The sequence below is a fragment of the Zunongwangia profunda SM-A87 genome, assembly GCF_000023465.1.
In the GTDB taxonomy this organism is placed as follows: domain Bacteria; phylum Bacteroidota; class Bacteroidia; order Flavobacteriales; family Flavobacteriaceae; genus Zunongwangia; species Zunongwangia profunda.
The window spans coordinates 4287856-4303081 of the sequence record NC_014041.1 but is presented as its reverse complement, the minus strand read 5'-3'; the positions used below and the strand labels follow the sequence as shown (position 1 = coordinate 4303081).

16 protein-coding genes are annotated in these 15226 nt (G+C 39.0%); 4 read left to right on the top strand and 12 right to left on the bottom strand.

All coding sequences use genetic code 11. The features are described from left to right. The first annotated feature begins 3 nt into the window (after positions 1-3). Genes mobB through ZPR_RS18955 form a run of 3 tightly spaced genes read left to right on the top strand, consistent with a single transcriptional unit; the run spans position 4 to position 4029 of the window. A complete protein-coding gene (gene mobB, locus ZPR_RS18965; protein WP_013073396.1) occupies positions 4-1035 on the top strand; it encodes a MobB family relaxase in 1032 nt (343 codons plus the stop codon). A gap of 11 nt (positions 1036-1046) precedes the next feature. After that, a complete protein-coding gene (locus ZPR_RS18960; protein WP_041579134.1) occupies positions 1047-2639 on the top strand; it encodes a type IV secretory system conjugative DNA transfer family protein in 1593 nt (530 codons plus the stop codon). A 34-nt stretch (positions 2640-2673) separates the two neighbouring features. Next, positions 2674-4029, top strand: a complete 1356-nt coding sequence (locus tag ZPR_RS18955) for a Fic family protein (protein WP_013073394.1) — start codon at positions 2674-2676, stop codon at positions 4027-4029. Positions 4030-4058: 29 nt separating this feature from the next. Here the strand turns inward: ZPR_RS18955 and ZPR_RS18950 are convergent, their stop codons facing one another. Genes ZPR_RS18950 through ZPR_RS18915 form a run of 8 tightly spaced genes read right to left on the bottom strand, consistent with a single transcriptional unit; the run spans position 4059 to position 11003 of the window. After that, entirely contained in the window at positions 4059-4892 is an 834-nt protein-coding gene (locus ZPR_RS18950) for a DUF4138 domain-containing protein (protein WP_013073393.1), read from the bottom strand. Positions 4893-4902: 10 nt separating this feature from the next. Continuing rightward, entirely contained in the window at positions 4903-5889 is a 987-nt protein-coding gene (gene traM / locus ZPR_RS18945) for a conjugative transposon protein TraM (RefSeq protein WP_013073392.1), read from the bottom strand. Between the two features lie 11 nt (positions 5890-5900). Continuing rightward, a complete protein-coding gene (locus ZPR_RS18940) occupies positions 5901-6515 on the bottom strand; it encodes a conjugal transfer protein TraK (RefSeq protein ID WP_013073391.1) in 615 nt (204 codons plus the stop codon). Positions 6516-6567: 52 nt separating this feature from the next. Then, positions 6568-7410 carry a hypothetical protein gene (locus tag ZPR_RS18935; protein WP_041579132.1) on the bottom strand — a complete coding sequence of 281 codons (843 nt, stop codon included), beginning with the start codon at positions 7408-7410 and terminating at the stop codon, positions 6568-6570. Positions 7411-7412: 2 nt separating this feature from the next. Further along, positions 7413-7994, bottom strand: a complete 582-nt coding sequence (locus ZPR_RS18930; protein ID WP_041579130.1) for a conjugal transfer protein — start codon at positions 7992-7994, stop codon at positions 7413-7415. 29 nt (positions 7995-8023) lie between these two features. Then, a complete protein-coding gene (locus ZPR_RS18925) occupies positions 8024-10426 on the bottom strand; it encodes a TraG family conjugative transposon ATPase (RefSeq protein ID WP_013073388.1) in 2403 nt (800 codons plus the stop codon). Then, positions 10413-10697, bottom strand: a complete 285-nt coding sequence (locus ZPR_RS18920; RefSeq protein WP_041579128.1) for a hypothetical protein — start codon at positions 10695-10697, stop codon at positions 10413-10415. The genes ZPR_RS18925 and ZPR_RS18920 overlap by 14 nt, the downstream gene beginning before the upstream one ends. A gap of 18 nt (positions 10698-10715) precedes the next feature. After that, entirely contained in the window at positions 10716-11003 is a 288-nt protein-coding gene (locus ZPR_RS18915) for a hypothetical protein (protein ID WP_013073387.1), read from the bottom strand. Positions 11004-11409: 406 nt separating this feature from the next. Between ZPR_RS18915 and ZPR_RS23785 the strand changes: the two genes are divergently transcribed. After that, positions 11410-11550: an N-acetylmuramoyl-L-alanine amidase family protein gene (locus ZPR_RS23785; RefSeq protein ID WP_229792169.1), complete on the top strand. Its 141-nt coding sequence runs from the start codon at positions 11410-11412 to the stop codon at positions 11548-11550. Between the two features lie 362 nt (positions 11551-11912). Here ZPR_RS23785 and ZPR_RS18905 read toward each other — a convergent pair whose 3' ends face one another. From ZPR_RS18905 to ZPR_RS23490, 4 genes are all read right to left on the bottom strand, one after another. Beyond that, positions 11913-12938, bottom strand: a complete 1026-nt coding sequence (locus tag ZPR_RS18905; protein ID WP_013073384.1) for a CBASS cGAMP-activated phospholipase — start codon at positions 12936-12938, stop codon at positions 11913-11915. Further along, a complete protein-coding gene (locus ZPR_RS18900) occupies positions 12928-13410 on the bottom strand; it encodes a type II CBASS E2 protein (protein ID WP_013073383.1) in 483 nt (160 codons plus the stop codon). The genes ZPR_RS18905 and ZPR_RS18900 overlap by 11 nt, the downstream gene beginning before the upstream one ends. Before the next feature lie 2 nt (positions 13411-13412). Beyond that, complete coding sequence (locus tag ZPR_RS18895) at positions 13413-14651, bottom strand: nucleotidyltransferase domain-containing protein (RefSeq protein WP_013073382.1); 1239 nt, start codon at positions 14649-14651, stop codon at positions 13413-13415. A 323-nt stretch (positions 14652-14974) separates the two neighbouring features. Beyond that, positions 14975-15148, bottom strand: a complete 174-nt coding sequence (locus ZPR_RS23490; RefSeq protein ID WP_013073381.1) for a hypothetical protein — start codon at positions 15146-15148, stop codon at positions 14975-14977. Positions 15149-15226: the final 78 nt, after the last annotated feature.

Sequence of the window (15226 nt, the reverse complement as noted above, 5' to 3'; positions counted from 1 at the left end):
GCTATGTATATCACGATCACTCCCCAAAAATTAGGTGGGAATTACTCCCAAAGTTCGGCCGGTTTTGTTAGCTACCTGGAAAAAGAAAATGAAGGGATAGAAGAAGGGGTAAAGGAACATTTCTTTAATCAATATGAGGATGCCATTACCCCTGAGAAAGTCGTCAAAGAAATTGATAATAATACCTCCAAGCTCAAAAAGAAAGAACCCAAGTTCTATTCCATTACCGTTAGCCCTTCCAAATATGAATTAAAACGCCTACAAAGCAGTAGTAAGGATCTAAAAAAGTACACCCGGGAATTGATGAAGGATTATGTGGCCTGCTTTAACCGTGAAATAGACGGAAGGCCAATTAATGTCAATGATATTAAATATTACGCTAAAATTGAACATAGCCGGAGTTTTAAAGGTACAGATCGCCAGGTTCGCGAAAACCAACCTTATGCCACTAAAATCCTTCAACTCAAAAGTGAAATCCGAAAAATAGAAACCGAGCTGATGCAGGGAAGTATTCAAAAACGGGAAAAGGAAATTGAGAAACTGGAAACCAGGGCACCACACCGGCAAGATGGTAAGCGAATTGTACAGGGGATGCCCAAAGCAGGAAACCAAAGCCATATTCATATTATCGTAAGTAGAAAAGATGCTTCCAATTCGGTTAGCTTATCCCCGGGAAGTAAATACAAAGCTTCGGAAGTTAATTTTAATGGTAAGACCGTTAAACGCGGATTTGACCGGGACCGCTTTTTTGAAAAAGCAGAAAAGACCTTTGATAAAACCTTCGGCTATCAGCGCAATTTTGTGGAAACCTATACGGCTCGAAAGGAATTTATTAAAAACCCGAACCACTATTTTACCGCGCTAATGGGATTACCGGCTAACGAAAAAGCACTTGCTTTTAAACTTATCCGGGAATCAGGGATCCCGATGATGCCCAGCATTCCAACTTCCCAGGCACAAGTTGCCCTCAAAATTTTTAACAGGCTTAAGAAAGGGGTGGAGCTAGCCGTTAAATCAAGTTCAATCGGTATTTAATTTTAATTATTATGGACATAGAAAATCTTGTTAGACTGCTTCTGATCATCGGGCTGGTAAGCATATTGTTCTATATATGTTTTAGGCTGATCAACCGCTTTGCTTTTATTTTGAATTTATTGCTGATAGTGACCCTTGGCATTTATGGGGTCCAGGATAACCAGTGGATTCCGGCTTTATTATTCCTGGGGTGTCCGTTGCTCCTAATCAATACCCTGATGTATGTATTTTTACATAAGGGTGAGAATAATAAAAAGATCGATAGAAAATACCAAGTCGGTTTTACGACCACCAACGGAAAATTTAAACTGGAGAATATTAAACGCGGTGTTTCCGTTATTGGCTCTGCCGGAAGCGGGAAGACCGAAAGCGTGGTGTATGGCTTTTTAAAGCATTTTCAAAAGGAAAATTTTTGTGGGGTGATTCACGACTATAAGGACTTTGAGCTTACCGAAATGGCCTATCCCCTTTTTAAGGACCGGGAAATTCCCTTTAAGATTATTTCCTTTGATAAAATCATCCATCGGGTGAATCCCATAGCTCCACGATACCTGGAAAATGAGGAAAGCGTCAATGAAGTCTCCCGGGTCCTAGTGGAAAACCTACTTGAACAACGAGAGTCAGGTACCTCGGGGACTACAAAATTTTTTAATGATGCCGCAGAAGGGCTAATCGGGGGACTGATCTGGAAATTAAAAACGGATTACCCGAAGTTTTGTACGCTCCCGCACCTTATCGCTACCTACCAGTACCTGGATACCGATAGCCTGATCCAGTTTTTGGAAACCAATACCACCTCCCGAGCAATGGCCGATGCCTTTATCAGTGGGAAAGATTCTGAGCGGCAAACGGCCGGTGTAAAAAGTACCCTGGCCAATGCGCTTAAAAGGATCAGTACCCAGCAGATTTTTATGGTGCTTTCTAAAGATGAGGTTCCGCTTAATATTAATAGTGAAGAAAACCCTGCAGTTATTTCCGTAGTGAACAATCCAAAATACGAAGCTTCCTACTCTCCGGTAATAGCCACTATTATCCATACCATAACTAAACAAATGAGTGTGCGAAACTCCAAAGCTTCCTTCCTACTGATGGAAGAAGCCCCCACCCTTCGTTTGTTGAATATGCACCGGATCCCGGCAACCCTGAGGAGTTATGATATCGCTACTATTTATGTAATGCAGGATAAGATCCAAAATGATATGATGTATGGGGATAAAGCTAGTAAGGCTATTTTAAGCAACCTGTCCTACCAGTTCTTTGGAAAGGTAAATGACCCCGACACCGCCAAATACTACGAGCGCTTTTTTGAAATTGTAAAGAAACCTACCACCAGTGTCAACCGCGGGTATAGCCTTGATTTTGATACCCGAGTAACAACCGGGGAGAAGGAAATCCCAAAAATCCGTGCCGATGTTTTCTTTCGCCTGAACCAGGGAGAATTTATAACCTATGCAGATGGAAAGGATAAAAAGGTACAGTTTAGATTGCAGAATATTAGGCGCGATCTGCCTTCGGCTAAAGATCAAAAACCTTATTCCAAAGCTGATTTGGAATCTAATTTTGAGCGGGTGTATAAGGAGGCCAAGTCTATATTTGACCAGTAATTATAAGTATATTTGTGGCGTTAAAATCTTTTTTATGAGTGAGACCAACCGTATAGAATATAAAAGGGAGCTTTCCGATGGTTTGGAGAAAGAAGTTGTTGCTTTTTTAAATTATCGTGAAGGCGGTATTATCTATATAGGGATTGATAAGGAAGGAAGAACTTTTGGGGTGAAAGATCCTGATAGTGTGCAATTGAAAATTAAGGATAGGGTAAGGAACAATATACGGCCTTCTGCACTTGGGTTATTTGATATTGTAACTGAGGAACGGGATGGGAATGATATTCTGAAAATCATCGTAGCAAGCGGTTCAGAAAAACCTTACCATCTCAAAAAATTTGGAATGAGTGAAAAAGGTTGTTTTATACGGCTTGGTTCTGCGGCAGAGCCTATGTCACAAAAACTCATTGAAGAACTTTTTGCCACACGTACCCGAAATTCTATCGGAAAAATAAAAGCACACCGACAGGATTTAAGGTTTGAGCAACTTCATATATATTACCAGGAAAAACAAAAGCCCCTCAACAAACAATTCAGAAAAAATTTAGAGCTAACTACGACAGGAGGAGACTTGAATTATGCAGCATATTTATTAGCAGATGAAAATAATGTTTCTGTTAAATTAGCTAAGTATAAAGGGAATACACGGGTCGATTTAGTTGAAAGTAATGAATATGGTTACTGCTCTTTAATAAAAGCCACTAAGAGCGTATTGGATAAAATGAACTTGGAAAATCGAACGATTACCAAAATCACCCACAGTGAACGAAAAGAACATCGTCTTTGGAATGCCATTGCACTGCGGGAAGCCATTATAAATGCCTTTGTCCATAATGATTACACTCGTGAAATAGCTCCAAAGTTTGAAATTTTTAGTGATCGGATAGAAATCACTTCTGCAGGTTCTTTACCGGATGGCTTAAGTAAAAATGAATTTTTTGAAGGTTTTTCGATTCCCCGCAACAAAGAATTAATGCGCATTTATAAAGACCTAGATTTGGTAGAACAACTTGGATCGGGGATCCCCAGAATATTAGAATCCTATAGTAAAGATTCCTTCCGTTTCTCCGAGAACTTTTTACGAATGGTTTTTCCAGCTTCAGAAGAAGTTTTTGATAAAACTACTAATGAAACCCCGCAAGTAACCCTGCAAGAGACCCCGCAAGTAACCCCGCAAGTTCAGGATCTCTTAAATGTGATTAATGGTGAAGATAGCAGAAGTGAGTTGCAATATCATTTAGGACTTTCCGATAGAGAAAATTTTAGAAAAAATTATTTGCAACCTGCACTTGCCGAAGGCTTGATTGAAATGACCATTCCCGAGAAACCACAAAGTAGTAAACAGCGTTATAGACTGACTGGCAGGGGTGCAAAAGCCAGAAAAATTTAAACTTTTAAAGTCGGAATTTTTCAAAATTATCAATTAGGATTATTAATAAACCGATGGGAGATCTTTAGTTTTAAATTACGTTCCCCATCCTTTTCATTAAGTTCCAATATCGCCCTCCTTTCTTTAGACAAGGAAAATTTTGGCATCACATAAACCAATCTTACCGTTTGTTTTTTTCCAATCTTAGCCGGCAAGTTGTACTTGAAAACCGGATCCTGGTATAAGCGTTGTAAGGATTTCTTCTTTCCCTTTTTGCGGGTTTCAATCGCCAGGTTTAAGAAATTAAGATCATAATCCAGGCTGGATCTATTCTCAATTTCGATCACAAAATAGAGCTGCTCCTTATTATAAACGATATTCTCAACACTTAAAATAATACCGTTCTTGCGTTTTTTTATGCGGCCTATGTGTTGCTTTTTACTCAGCAGGTAGCTGCAGAATCTGCGGTAATGATCTTCCTTCTTGTTTAAGTTCTTTTGCGGTTTTTTGTCCTTAACTGAATCCTTGACAACTGGCTTTTCTTTTCCAATCCTTTCCGCTTCAGGGATAAAATAGTTCAGCCGGGAAAGCTGTTTCTTATACTTCAGGATATAGGAGAATACCGAACCATTTGTTCCGATAACAAGTAAATTACTTTCTCTGCCGGGCTTGGCCTGCAGCAGTCCGAAGTGTTGCTGCTTTTCCCGGTTGTAGGTAAAGACAAAATGCTCAGCACCGGTAATACCCTGGCTAATTTCCTCTGGAAAAAATAGCGCAACATTCTTGTACTCATTAGCGTAAATAGTGTCCAGTTTTTCCTGGGTTTGTGCACTGGTCATAATAAAAACAAGTAGAGCGGCCTTGGTTAAAATATACTTTTTCATAATGATTGTTTTATTGGTTAGCCAATCCCCAATTTGATTCAGGTCTGCTGGCTTTGAGAATTAATCTGTAATTATTTAGAATGGTCACTTTTACATTGCGGTTATTTCGGCGAAATACTTTGCTTATTCCAGTGACCTGGGGTACACTTGGGATATTAATATCACCGATTACATCATCCAAGACTTCCGTGGTTACTTCCGCCCGGAAATTATTCTCGATGTAGATACCTTCGCTACCATCTTCAAGGTCAAAAGCTTTTAGGCTAGTTTGATGCTTATTGATATTTTCAATCTCAATCAGGACACGATTAGGCTGAAAACTAACAAAACCAAAAACCGGGGTGCTTTTGGGAATAAGTTTATCACCAATCCTGGCAGGCTGCGAAAGTCGCATCCGAAGCCTGGAGTTGGCTTTGACTACCTGGGTGCCATCGACGACCACCTTAATTTCCTTATCGGTAGCTTCTTTGGAAGAAACCTCGGGTTTCATAGATGCAGAAGCAAAGAATAATTGATGTTCCAATTCCATTTCTTTGGCCGCTATTTTTTGCGCTTCCTGAATCTCTGCAGTATCAGCCTTCGCTATTGTTTTAATTGAGTATGAGCCGTTATTCTCCGGTGGTCTGGTTGGCCGAGTTTGTGTAAGGTTTACAATTTGCGCCTGCCGGGCTTTTCCCAGCTCATAAATACTATCGATCTTGCGCTCTTTTTCTTTTTCCAAAAGCTCGGTGTCGTAATAACCTAAAGAATCCAAAAACGTTTCATCATAAATACTTGGCGCATTCCTATCCCGAACTTCTTTGAGGTTATCAATAGCCTCCAGTTTGGAATCATAGGTTTGCTGGCTTTCTTCTTCAAGGGCTGGGATTTCCGTTTGCCTGAGGTTTTCCTGTTGCTCTTCCTCCTCCCCAGTGATCATTAAGGTATAGGTGACAAGAAAAATCACAATGACCACCAGGACGCTAATGAATACAATTTTGTTCTTTTCAATTTTCATCCGTTCTAATTTTAATTTTGTGAGGGTACTTTTCTTAAACTGTTTTCGAAATAATCCGTTATGAGAAGTCCGTGAGGGTTATGGGGAAAGTGTCGATCTACGATGAGCAGTTTTCCTGAGCTTACTAATTCATAGGTGTCTACTATATTGCCGCGGTTGATTTCAAAAATAACAGTGGTTTTAAAATGAAACGATTCCTCCTTTTCTTCGAGCTGCGAATCGATCGTTAATACCTTTTGAACCAGTGAGTACTGCAATAAGCGGTTGTAAACCCCTTCGGCCTTTTTCTGCCTGTATAGGTTATCTACCGAACTATTGCCAAGCCATAATGCTTTTTCCAGGTTTTTCTCATAGCTGCTGGCATCAATATTATAGAAGTAGGTGTGAAACAGCTCCAAATGGGCCAGGGCCTCTACCCGGAAGTTTTCTTTTTGGGTAACCAGTTTTAAAGGAATAATACTGCCGTCGGTATTGATGGCGAAGGCACTGTTCAAGGCCTTATTCCTGGTGGAGATGGCCATCCAAATTGCAAACACACTGCAAAACATCGAGCAAAGCACTACGGCCAGCACGATAAAGCGGTTTACCTTTAATACCGAATAGATATTTTTATAAGGTGTTTTCATTTTTAGAATATTTTTTTCAATGATTTAAAGTGGTTATATCGGTTGCTATTGATTAAGTGGTGAACAGTCTCAGGGTAAATGAAATGGCACGCCGGTAGAGCTTGAATTTTAAAAAAACGATAAATACTATCGAACCCAGTTCTACCACAGGGGCAAAAAAACCGCTCCCGTAATCCGTACCGAATAGGTTTTCCCAAAAATTGGTGTTGATTTCCGTATAAAGAGCATTGATAAATACATTAACCAGGAAGAATGCAGGCACCAGCATATATACCGCTGCATACAACCGGAAAAAACCATAGGCCATCGAGCGAAACTTTTCAAATACCGCCAGGCTAAGTACCAGCGGAAAAAAGGCCTGCATAATCCCAAGCAGGAAGTAGCGCTCCGCAAGGAATAAGGGATAAATGAATAAATCCAAAATCCATAAAAACAGGCTGATAAGAAAAGCAAAGGTTTTAAACCCATATAGCGGCGTAACTAGAGCCTCATAAAGTAAAGCCATAGCTTTACGCATCGCCCCCATAGGGGAGACATCTTCTTCGATGGGGATCTCCTGCATCTGAAGTGGCAATAGGGCAGGAGCTGTATCGCGGTATTGATTTTCAATAGCTACAAGAATATTGTCAAAAAAACCCAGGATTTGCGTTGAAAAAATAACTAGTAAAACCACCGCAAAGTTTTTTGCCAAATCACCGGGGGAAAGCCCCCAGGTATAGCCCTGCCTATCGGCTATCCCTTCATTATACTTTTTAAGGATGTTTACCAAAAAGAAAAGTACAGCCAAAGTTTTCATGCTAACAATAGTATAGCGGGAAAACTCGCTCTCCTGGATGGTTTGGAAAACACCATCGATATATTCGACACCTACAGCCAATATGATTACCCCTTCCATCATCAAAAGCCTGTTTCCCGATTATTGATCCTGTCCTGCATTTCCCGAAAAGAAATGATCTCGCGGTAACGCTTGGTTTTTAGCCGCACATCGGTCACCATTTCTTTAGACTCGAGTTCTTTTCGCTTTAGAACATCCGCCCGCTCGGCATCACTCATTTTTAAATGATCACTTGATAAAATCTCATCGATAAAGCTTGCGGTCTCCAGGGAGTTATCTACCACGGCACTGAAGGATTCGGTCACCCTGCTTATTTCGTCGGGTTTGATATAAGGGGAATTCAAAATATCCCGAAGATCATCCTGCATCACCGCAATAAGCCGCTGATTGTTACGACCGATCTCACGAACGGCTTTTAAATCCTGTACCACGCTATTGACCTTCTCTATATTCTCTTTCTGTGCCTTTAAAAAGTTGACGGTCTTGACAAGATTAGCGGTTTGCTTGGCTGATTCCACAAGAGATTTAACCAGGCTGACAAAGTTCGTGTTATCATACACCGGCATCCCCTGGGCCACAATGTGGCCAGATGAAAATAAAGCTAGGGCAAGTGTGAGTATCCAGGTTTTGTGTTTATTTTTCATATCGAATTGTTTTAATTGTTAATGAGCATTTAGGCCTTCCTGATGAATTCCTCTATAGCCTTTTCCATATTTTTGGTCTCATTATAAATGGCCATTATGACCTCGTTTTCGGTGCCGTCGGTGAGATAGGCGGCATAGACTTCGGGTGGTACTTCCAGGCGGAAAATGTTGCTTTCCTTGCCTATCTTAATGAAGATCTCGGTGTACTTGCACTTGCCGGTCAAATTATTCCTGATCGATTTCAACTGGTTGAGATCGTGGCTGGACAGGCTCAAGCGCCTGGCCAGTTCTTCATAACCTTTTTCATTATTCAGGCTGTAGATCACCTGGGTGTTTTCCAGGATGCTTGAGGAAGTCGCATTATTAGGAAGCTGATTTATGGATTGTAAAATAATTCCAATGGCACCGTTCTGTTTACGGATGGCCTGGTAGTAGAATTCAACGCTTTCAAGGACATTGTCAAACTTGAGTTGCTTGGCGAATTCATCAAAAAGGATGATTCCCTTTTCTGCCCTGTTTTTCCAGATCGTACGCTGGATCGCCGACTTGATTAGTTTGAGCATCACCGAGAGGATCTCTTTATTGTCCTTAACTTCATCGAGTTCAAAAACAATCAGCCGCTTATCTTCGATCTTGTAAGTTTGATCTTCGCTAACTTCAAATAAGAAGCTGTATAGACCATCGCCGACATACTCCGAGAGCACATGCAAAAAGTTAATAACATTGAAGTAGTCGGGATGGATTTTAAGGGATTCCAGCAGCTCATCTTTTCGCTGCTCGATAAAACGGTAAAAACTATCTAGGGAATGGTTTTCCGTGGTGTTTTTGTAATAGTAACGGAGGATCTTTTTAATGGCTACGGATTGTGCTTTGGTAACTTTATCATCTGCAGCAATGAGTTCTAATAGGAACACTAAAAGATCCTCCAACCGCTCCGGGTTTACATCATTGGGATTGGATATGTAGAAAGGATTGATCCCTAAACTCTTTCCGCTCTCGTAGCGCAATACAGTGTACTTATCAGGATAGAGTTTAGCGAACTTGGTATAAGAACCTCCAAGATCGATAATCACCAGCCGTACTCCGTTTTCAAAATACTGGCGCAGGATGTTATTGGCCAAAAAGGATTTCCCTTCCCCGGTAGGGGCGAAGATGGCAAAGTTCCGCGCCTTAATGCGTTTCTTTCCCTCATCCCAAACATCTTTTAGCACAGGAATGTTATGCTCGCGGTCATTAAAAATGATACCGGTAGGGTCCGATTTGTAATTGGTGTTATTGATAAATAGGCACAAGGCATGTTTTAAATCGGTCACATAAAGATCTTCATCGGAAAAATTGGAAGAGAAGCAGCAGTAGCTGTTCAGCAGGTAATTCTTTCGTTCTTCGCCCCGCGGAGCGTAAGGGGTAATATCCAGTTCCTTAAACTCCGCCTTAATTTTAGAGGCAATGCCTTCCAAATTACGAGGATTCCGATCCCAAAAGATGACATTAAGATGGCCCCGGATAATCCGTGCGTTATCATCGCTATTAATTTTTTCCAGGATTTCCTGAATCTTTCCTAGAACGACTTTGTTTTGTGATCCAAAGTTGGAACTTTTGCTAAGTTCTTCTACTTTTTTATCCAGTAGCTTGCGCCACTTGTGTTTATCATCTAGGTAGAGGATCTGGTTGACTATATGGTTTTCCTTTAAATGAAGCCCCAGCCCATCAATAAACCCCTGGTGAAATACAAAATCATCGGATGTGAATTTCTCATTGGTCTTGCTCGACTGTACCCTTTCGCCAAAGCACAGCTCGCTATTGATAGCTAAGGCATCAAAATAATTATCCCCAGTTTGAATATGTTGTTTTTCGAGTAGGATATCGGTATCGAAACCCTCATTGAAACCATTAAAATATTCGGTAGTGAGATTGGTGATTTCTTCTGGTTTTAATGCTTGTATGTAAATCTTTCGGCTGTTTGCTATAAAGGAAACACAATCACTTACCGAGCTGATAAAACTTTGCAGGTTCGCATCAAGTTCCCTGATGATGCCTCTGGAGACTTTTCGAAAAGGGTTTACGTATTTGGAGTTGTTTAACGCTTTGTTCCTGGTCAGGGTGAAGAATAATAAGGAGCGGTGTTCCATAAACTCTCTATCTTTAAAATGATCCCGGGTGGCCTTTTCCAAAAAGGTTTTGTTTGGAAGTGCAGTTGCAGTGAATGCTTTTTTCTCATAAATATCCTGCTTGTGCACTACTGTACCCACCGGTAGGGATTTAAGCGCCTGGAACCAGGTGGCGTGCAGGTCTTCAAAATCTTTCTCTGAGAGGGAATAGATTTCAGGGAGGTCCAGCTGATAACATATCACAACGTTACCATTACCGGAAAAAACGATATTGTCTCGGATATCGGCAATTGGCCAGTGGGAGGAAAGCTTAATTTTTTTCATAATCGATACCAGAATCTTTTTTGTTACTAATCATTTTCGGAAATGCCCCTGTCATCTGCATAAATTCTAGGAGCCTGCTGGTACGGTTTAACCCGATATACAAGAATGCATTAAAGAGCATAGCGCTGATAATCATACCCAGGCTGAAGGAAAAAATGATGACCAACAGGGAAGCGATAATTGAAAGCATCATTAGTGCAAATAGGGGAAGGGAAAGCCCAAAGATGACGGCACCCTTCCGAATGTTCCTATAAGGTTCATACTTCTTCATGATTTTACCTTTTAAGAATTAAACTACAATGCTGATCAAATAAGTGAAGATGCCTACCACGGCTCCTGCTATAAGTACAAAGACCAGGACGCGGGTAATTCCCTTTTTGAGATCGGAGTTTTCCCCAAAGAAGTGGCCGGCATTAAAAAGAAAGCCGACCAAAAAGATGATTCCAAGTATAATTGGAAATATATTCCTTATAGTATCGGAAATATCAGCCACAGAATCTTCGATCCCGCCGATTTGCGCAAAAAGTGAAGTGGAAAGCAACGATAAAAAAGTTGCCAGGAAGATTGATTTTTTCATAACGGAAAATTTTAAATTTTTGATTCGATTTCGTTATGAGAAAATTAGAAATTTAATGACTTAAATTATTGAAAATCAATAAATTGTGGATAAAATATTATTTGTAGTTAGTTGATTTTCAATGGTTTCATTTAGCACTAAATGCTATGAAATTTTGAAAATGGGGTGTTGATAACTTGAAATGTGGAAAGGGGAGGAGGGGACAAAAACATCAATTTTGTGATTTTGTTCCTGAATATGTGCATCAATTTTGACAAGAACCGGCAACCAGAAAACGAATTGTTATTGATGTTGGACACAGGGGAAAAGAATCTGGTGCCATCGGAATAAATCGCATTAAATAAACAGATGTGGTACTGGATATAACCTTGGAGCTTTAAGGCTCAACGAAAAGTCATAAAAACCAGTGGATATTTATTTGATCCGGTATAGCGATACGCTTATTTCCTTATCCGATTGTACTAAACTGGCAAAGGCACTGAATGCTGATTTGTTTATTTCTTTGCACTGCAATCATTCTCATAATCCCACTGCAAGAGGGATTTAGGTGTATGTTGAAAAATACGAATCTAGAAATTCAAATGAGTCTACTTGGTTTGTCTATCAATTACAAAACCAAATTAGAAAGCATTTAGGCTTTGAAAGTAGGGGTGTGAAGTTTTTTAATTTTCAAGTGTTTCAGGAAACAGTTGGTGCTCCTTGGAATTGGGCCTTATGAGCAATCGGGATGAAAATTCTTTTATCCAAGCACATCCGAAGCATATTAGTCTAATCTTATTAACTACTCTAAAAAATGTACAATGAAGAAATTATTTAAAGAAGTTTTTAAAACAACTAAAAAGATATTTAAACAGCTTATTGCAGAATTCTTGATTTACCGCAAAAAGTGATTAGTTGTGAGGTTTATTATTAGTAAAAATGTTTTTGCAAGATTGAACTTCTATTATGCTGAAATGCAATTGAAGCTAATTCGGCAAAATTTTTAATTTTTGTTGGGTCACTCTCATCCATATCAATAAAATTATCTTCGTTGAGCAAAACATCTATTCGATCGTAAATAAAATTAGGATTATCCTTTTCCGACTTATCGATTCCTTGATATAAAAGACTGATATAATTTGCAACGAGTTGTGATTGACTTTGCATAAATAAATCTATTAGCCGTTGACGTTTGTCTTTTCTCATCCAGTAGTAAAGCCCCCATCTTTTCCGAGAATTACCATCAGTAAATTTTTTATGACCAGTACCTAACGACAGTATTTCCAATTGAGACATTTCAACTTTAAAAGCTTTAATTGCTTCTAAGAAAGCTACCAAAGTTGGATTATTTGCCATCACACCGCCATCTACTTTGTTTGAGAAAATTCTCTTTGTCCCTTTCAAATCTACATATTCGGATGTGTAAGGATTAAAATAGGTGGGTGCGGCAGATGTTGCCATTGCAGCCTGGTATGCAGGAATATGGTAGTCTCGCTCAAATGCGGGATGGTATTTTGTTTTGAGAACACTTGGATTGCCCTGGATCAAATCGTATATGGGGATGCAAACATCTGTTTTACAATCATCAAGCCTTGGTTCTACGCCATCATTTATTTCCTTAAATTTATTGCGCACCAACTTTTCTAAAAATTCTCTTTCGTGTGCAGAATTACGAATTTGTCCAAACCAGAAAGACTTCTTTTTGCCAAATATCCCTTTGGCATTATCTAAATAAAGATTATAAATTTCCTTAGCGGGAATGCCAAGTGCTAACGCAATTGCTATAATTCCACCAGTCGAAGTCCCTGTAATCAAATCAAAATGCTGATAAATCTGGAATTTACCATCCGAGCGATTTTTTAGTTCATCCTCAAGTAGCATTAAGAACATTGCTGGAAATACACCCTTTACTCCACCACCATCTATGGAAAGTATTTTAAACTTTTTATTTTTCATCTCTTATAATGTTTGTATAATCTTCATTAGGGTATTCATTATGACCACCACCATACCATTGCCCTTCTGGTAGCCATAATTCGTAATAATAAAGCCATTCACTTGCCCAAGGAATTACCGTATCCACAATATAAGTAAATCCATTCCACTCTTTTTTACTGGGGGAAAACAAACACAACTGTTGTTGTTTACTATTATAGACGTGAGGTAGCTTGGTTCTGTTTGAAGCAATTTTTAAATCCTTCTCAATCACAAACACTCTAATAGACCTATTCTTTTCGTAGTTAACGAGAATTTGGTACTTTTCGCTAATAGCCGTAGGTTGAATCTCTATTATGATTTGAAAGCTGTCCCAAGAATTTTTGACCAATTGTGAATCTGGGAAATCTATTTTAATCTTTTTTAGCTGTTCTGAAGAAAGTATCCCTTTAAGCTTTCTCTTGCTATTGGTTTTAAAATATTGACTTCTCATCTTTAAATATTCCCTTCAAAATTATGATTAGGAATTGGCTTACCAACACTGCCTAAAAGACCAGTACCTATTGCCATTTTTCTATTTCCTTTCTCACGTAGAATCCTATTTTTTTCGCCATACTCAGCAAAAGTTCTCTTTACTACCTGATTTCCGTACTGCGCCGAAAATGATTCATTTAAAATATGTAGTCCCTTATTTTCACCATACTTAATCGCAGATAAATCCTCTTCCAATTTATCAAGCCAGGCATAAAAGTATTCTTCTTTTTGAGCAACTAATGCCCATTTATCAGCAAAATTTTCTGCTTCATTAACTGGGTTGCTTACCCATCTTTCTTGTTGACCTGTTTTAGGATTTAGTTTTGTTTCAATATAACTCCGCAATCTACTAACAATGTTTATGTAAGCATCGGCAATATTTTCACCTTTATCATAAGCTCTACTCGCAAGAGTAGTTATGATAATAGAAATAGGTTTGTTTTCACTGTCATACTCATCTGAGGAAAACATTATATCTCTGTGTCTTTTTAAAAGTTGAACTACACGCTGTAACGGCATTTTTTCCTTTTGAAACGGACGAACTGGGTCGACGGATTCGCTCAGGGCAAACATTCGTTTTGAACTGTATATTGCTCTTTGAAAAAACCATTTTGCATACCCAAAAGGATTGCTTTTTAGCCACCATTCAGTCTCGGTCATTATTGAGTAGAAAATGTTCTCTTTATCTGTTATTCGGATGGCCAATTTGTTTGTATCCAATTGTTGATGATTATTGAAAGCTTCGTTAAGTAAGACTGTAAAATTCTTATCGGCAATGGATGGAAGAATATCCATATGATAATTTGCTTGGTCTGAATATTCAAGTGTCCAGCACCTTTGGCCACCATCTTGACTTTCCAGCATATTTTTATACACAGAATGCTCTTTAAGCCTATCACCAACAGCTTCTTTTAAATGCTTTTGGGTCCAATGGGCAGGCTTTCCGTTTAGTTTACACACAAGGTCGATATCAATGTCGTCATCTTCACATATTGGCTTAATAATAGTTCCGAGCATAAAAGATCCTTGAGGGATTATTCTTGGCGAGTAAGGAAAAAGGAAGGAACCTTCCTTAGATAGCCAATCACCAACCGCTTCGTAGCTTTCTACTGCTGCATTGTATTGATTCTCTGTAATATCCAAGTTCTCACCCAGAATTTCGAGTATTTCATTAATTTCTTTTTTGTAGGATTCAGTCATGTTTTTATATTTTAAATGGTCTTCTTTGGGATGTTGTCAACGACAATTTGCTTTGTGGACTATGGCGATGCTATAATTATGGTGGCTGACTTTAATGAGAGCCACCATAATTACTTAGTTGGGCTGTTCAAGAACTTTAGCTATACTACCAATGACAATTAATGTAGCAAGTCCAAAGGTTATAGCTTTAGCTACATCGCCTCGAACATTAACACAATTGTTCTTATGGCAAACACTTAGCCTACCTTCTGCAAAATTTATAGAATTCATAAAAGAATTGTTTAATTGAACACTACCCCAACATCAAGCTCTGGGGAATAAGCTTACTTTTCTTTTCTTACTCCTTTAAAAGGTTTGTTGCTTGAGGTTTTTCCATCCATAAACCTACCCGTGTTTGAATCACGTTTTACCCAAGAATCAGTTTTTGGGTTGTAGGTCTGTGAACGGTCTCTCACAGCACCTTTTCTGGAATTGTCTTTTGGTGGATTAGTTGCCATAATTTTAATTTTATGTCCTTTGGAGTTTTCTATATATTTGATCTCCTAATGAACGTATTAATAATTTGATTTATATAG

Excerpts from the sequence above, each read along its gene's own strand:
- mobB (WP_013073396.1), top strand. The coding sequence starts at position 4 with ATGTATATCACGATCACTCCCCAAAAATTAGGTGGGAATTACTCCCAA.
- ZPR_RS18960 (WP_041579134.1), top strand. The coding sequence starts at position 1,047 with ATGGACATAGAAAATCTTGTTAGACTGCTTCTGATCATCGGGCTGGTA.
- ZPR_RS18955 (WP_013073394.1), top strand. The coding sequence starts at position 2,674 with ATGAGTGAGACCAACCGTATAGAATATAAAAGGGAGCTTTCCGATGGT.
- ZPR_RS18950 (WP_013073393.1), bottom strand. The coding sequence starts at position 4,892 with ATGAAAAAGTATATTTTAACCAAGGCCGCTCTACTTGTTTTTATTATG.
- traM (WP_013073392.1), bottom strand. The coding sequence starts at position 5,889 with ATGAAAATTGAAAAGAACAAAATTGTATTCATTAGCGTCCTGGTGGTC.
- ZPR_RS18940 (WP_013073391.1), bottom strand. The coding sequence starts at position 6,515 with ATGAAAACACCTTATAAAAATATCTATTCGGTATTAAAGGTAAACCGC.
- ZPR_RS18935 (WP_041579132.1), bottom strand. The coding sequence starts at position 7,410 with ATGGAAGGGGTAATCATATTGGCTGTAGGTGTCGAATATATCGATGGT.
- ZPR_RS18930 (WP_041579130.1), bottom strand. The coding sequence starts at position 7,994 with ATGAAAAATAAACACAAAACCTGGATACTCACACTTGCCCTAGCTTTA.
- ZPR_RS18925 (WP_013073388.1), bottom strand. The coding sequence starts at position 10,426 with ATGAAAAAAATTAAGCTTTCCTCCCACTGGCCAATTGCCGATATCCGA.
- ZPR_RS18920 (WP_041579128.1), bottom strand. The coding sequence starts at position 10,697 with ATGAAGAAGTATGAACCTTATAGGAACATTCGGAAGGGTGCCGTCATC.
- ZPR_RS18915 (WP_013073387.1), bottom strand. The coding sequence starts at position 11,003 with ATGAAAAAATCAATCTTCCTGGCAACTTTTTTATCGTTGCTTTCCACT.
- ZPR_RS18905 (WP_013073384.1), bottom strand. The coding sequence starts at position 12,938 with ATGAAAAATAAAAAGTTTAAAATACTTTCCATAGATGGTGGTGGAGTA.
- ZPR_RS18900 (WP_013073383.1), bottom strand. The coding sequence starts at position 13,410 with ATGAGAAGTCAATATTTTAAAACCAATAGCAAGAGAAAGCTTAAAGGG.
- ZPR_RS18895 (WP_013073382.1), bottom strand. The coding sequence starts at position 14,651 with ATGACTGAATCCTACAAAAAAGAAATTAATGAAATACTCGAAATTCTG.
- ZPR_RS23490 (WP_013073381.1), bottom strand. The coding sequence starts at position 15,148 with ATGGCAACTAATCCACCAAAAGACAATTCCAGAAAAGGTGCTGTGAGA.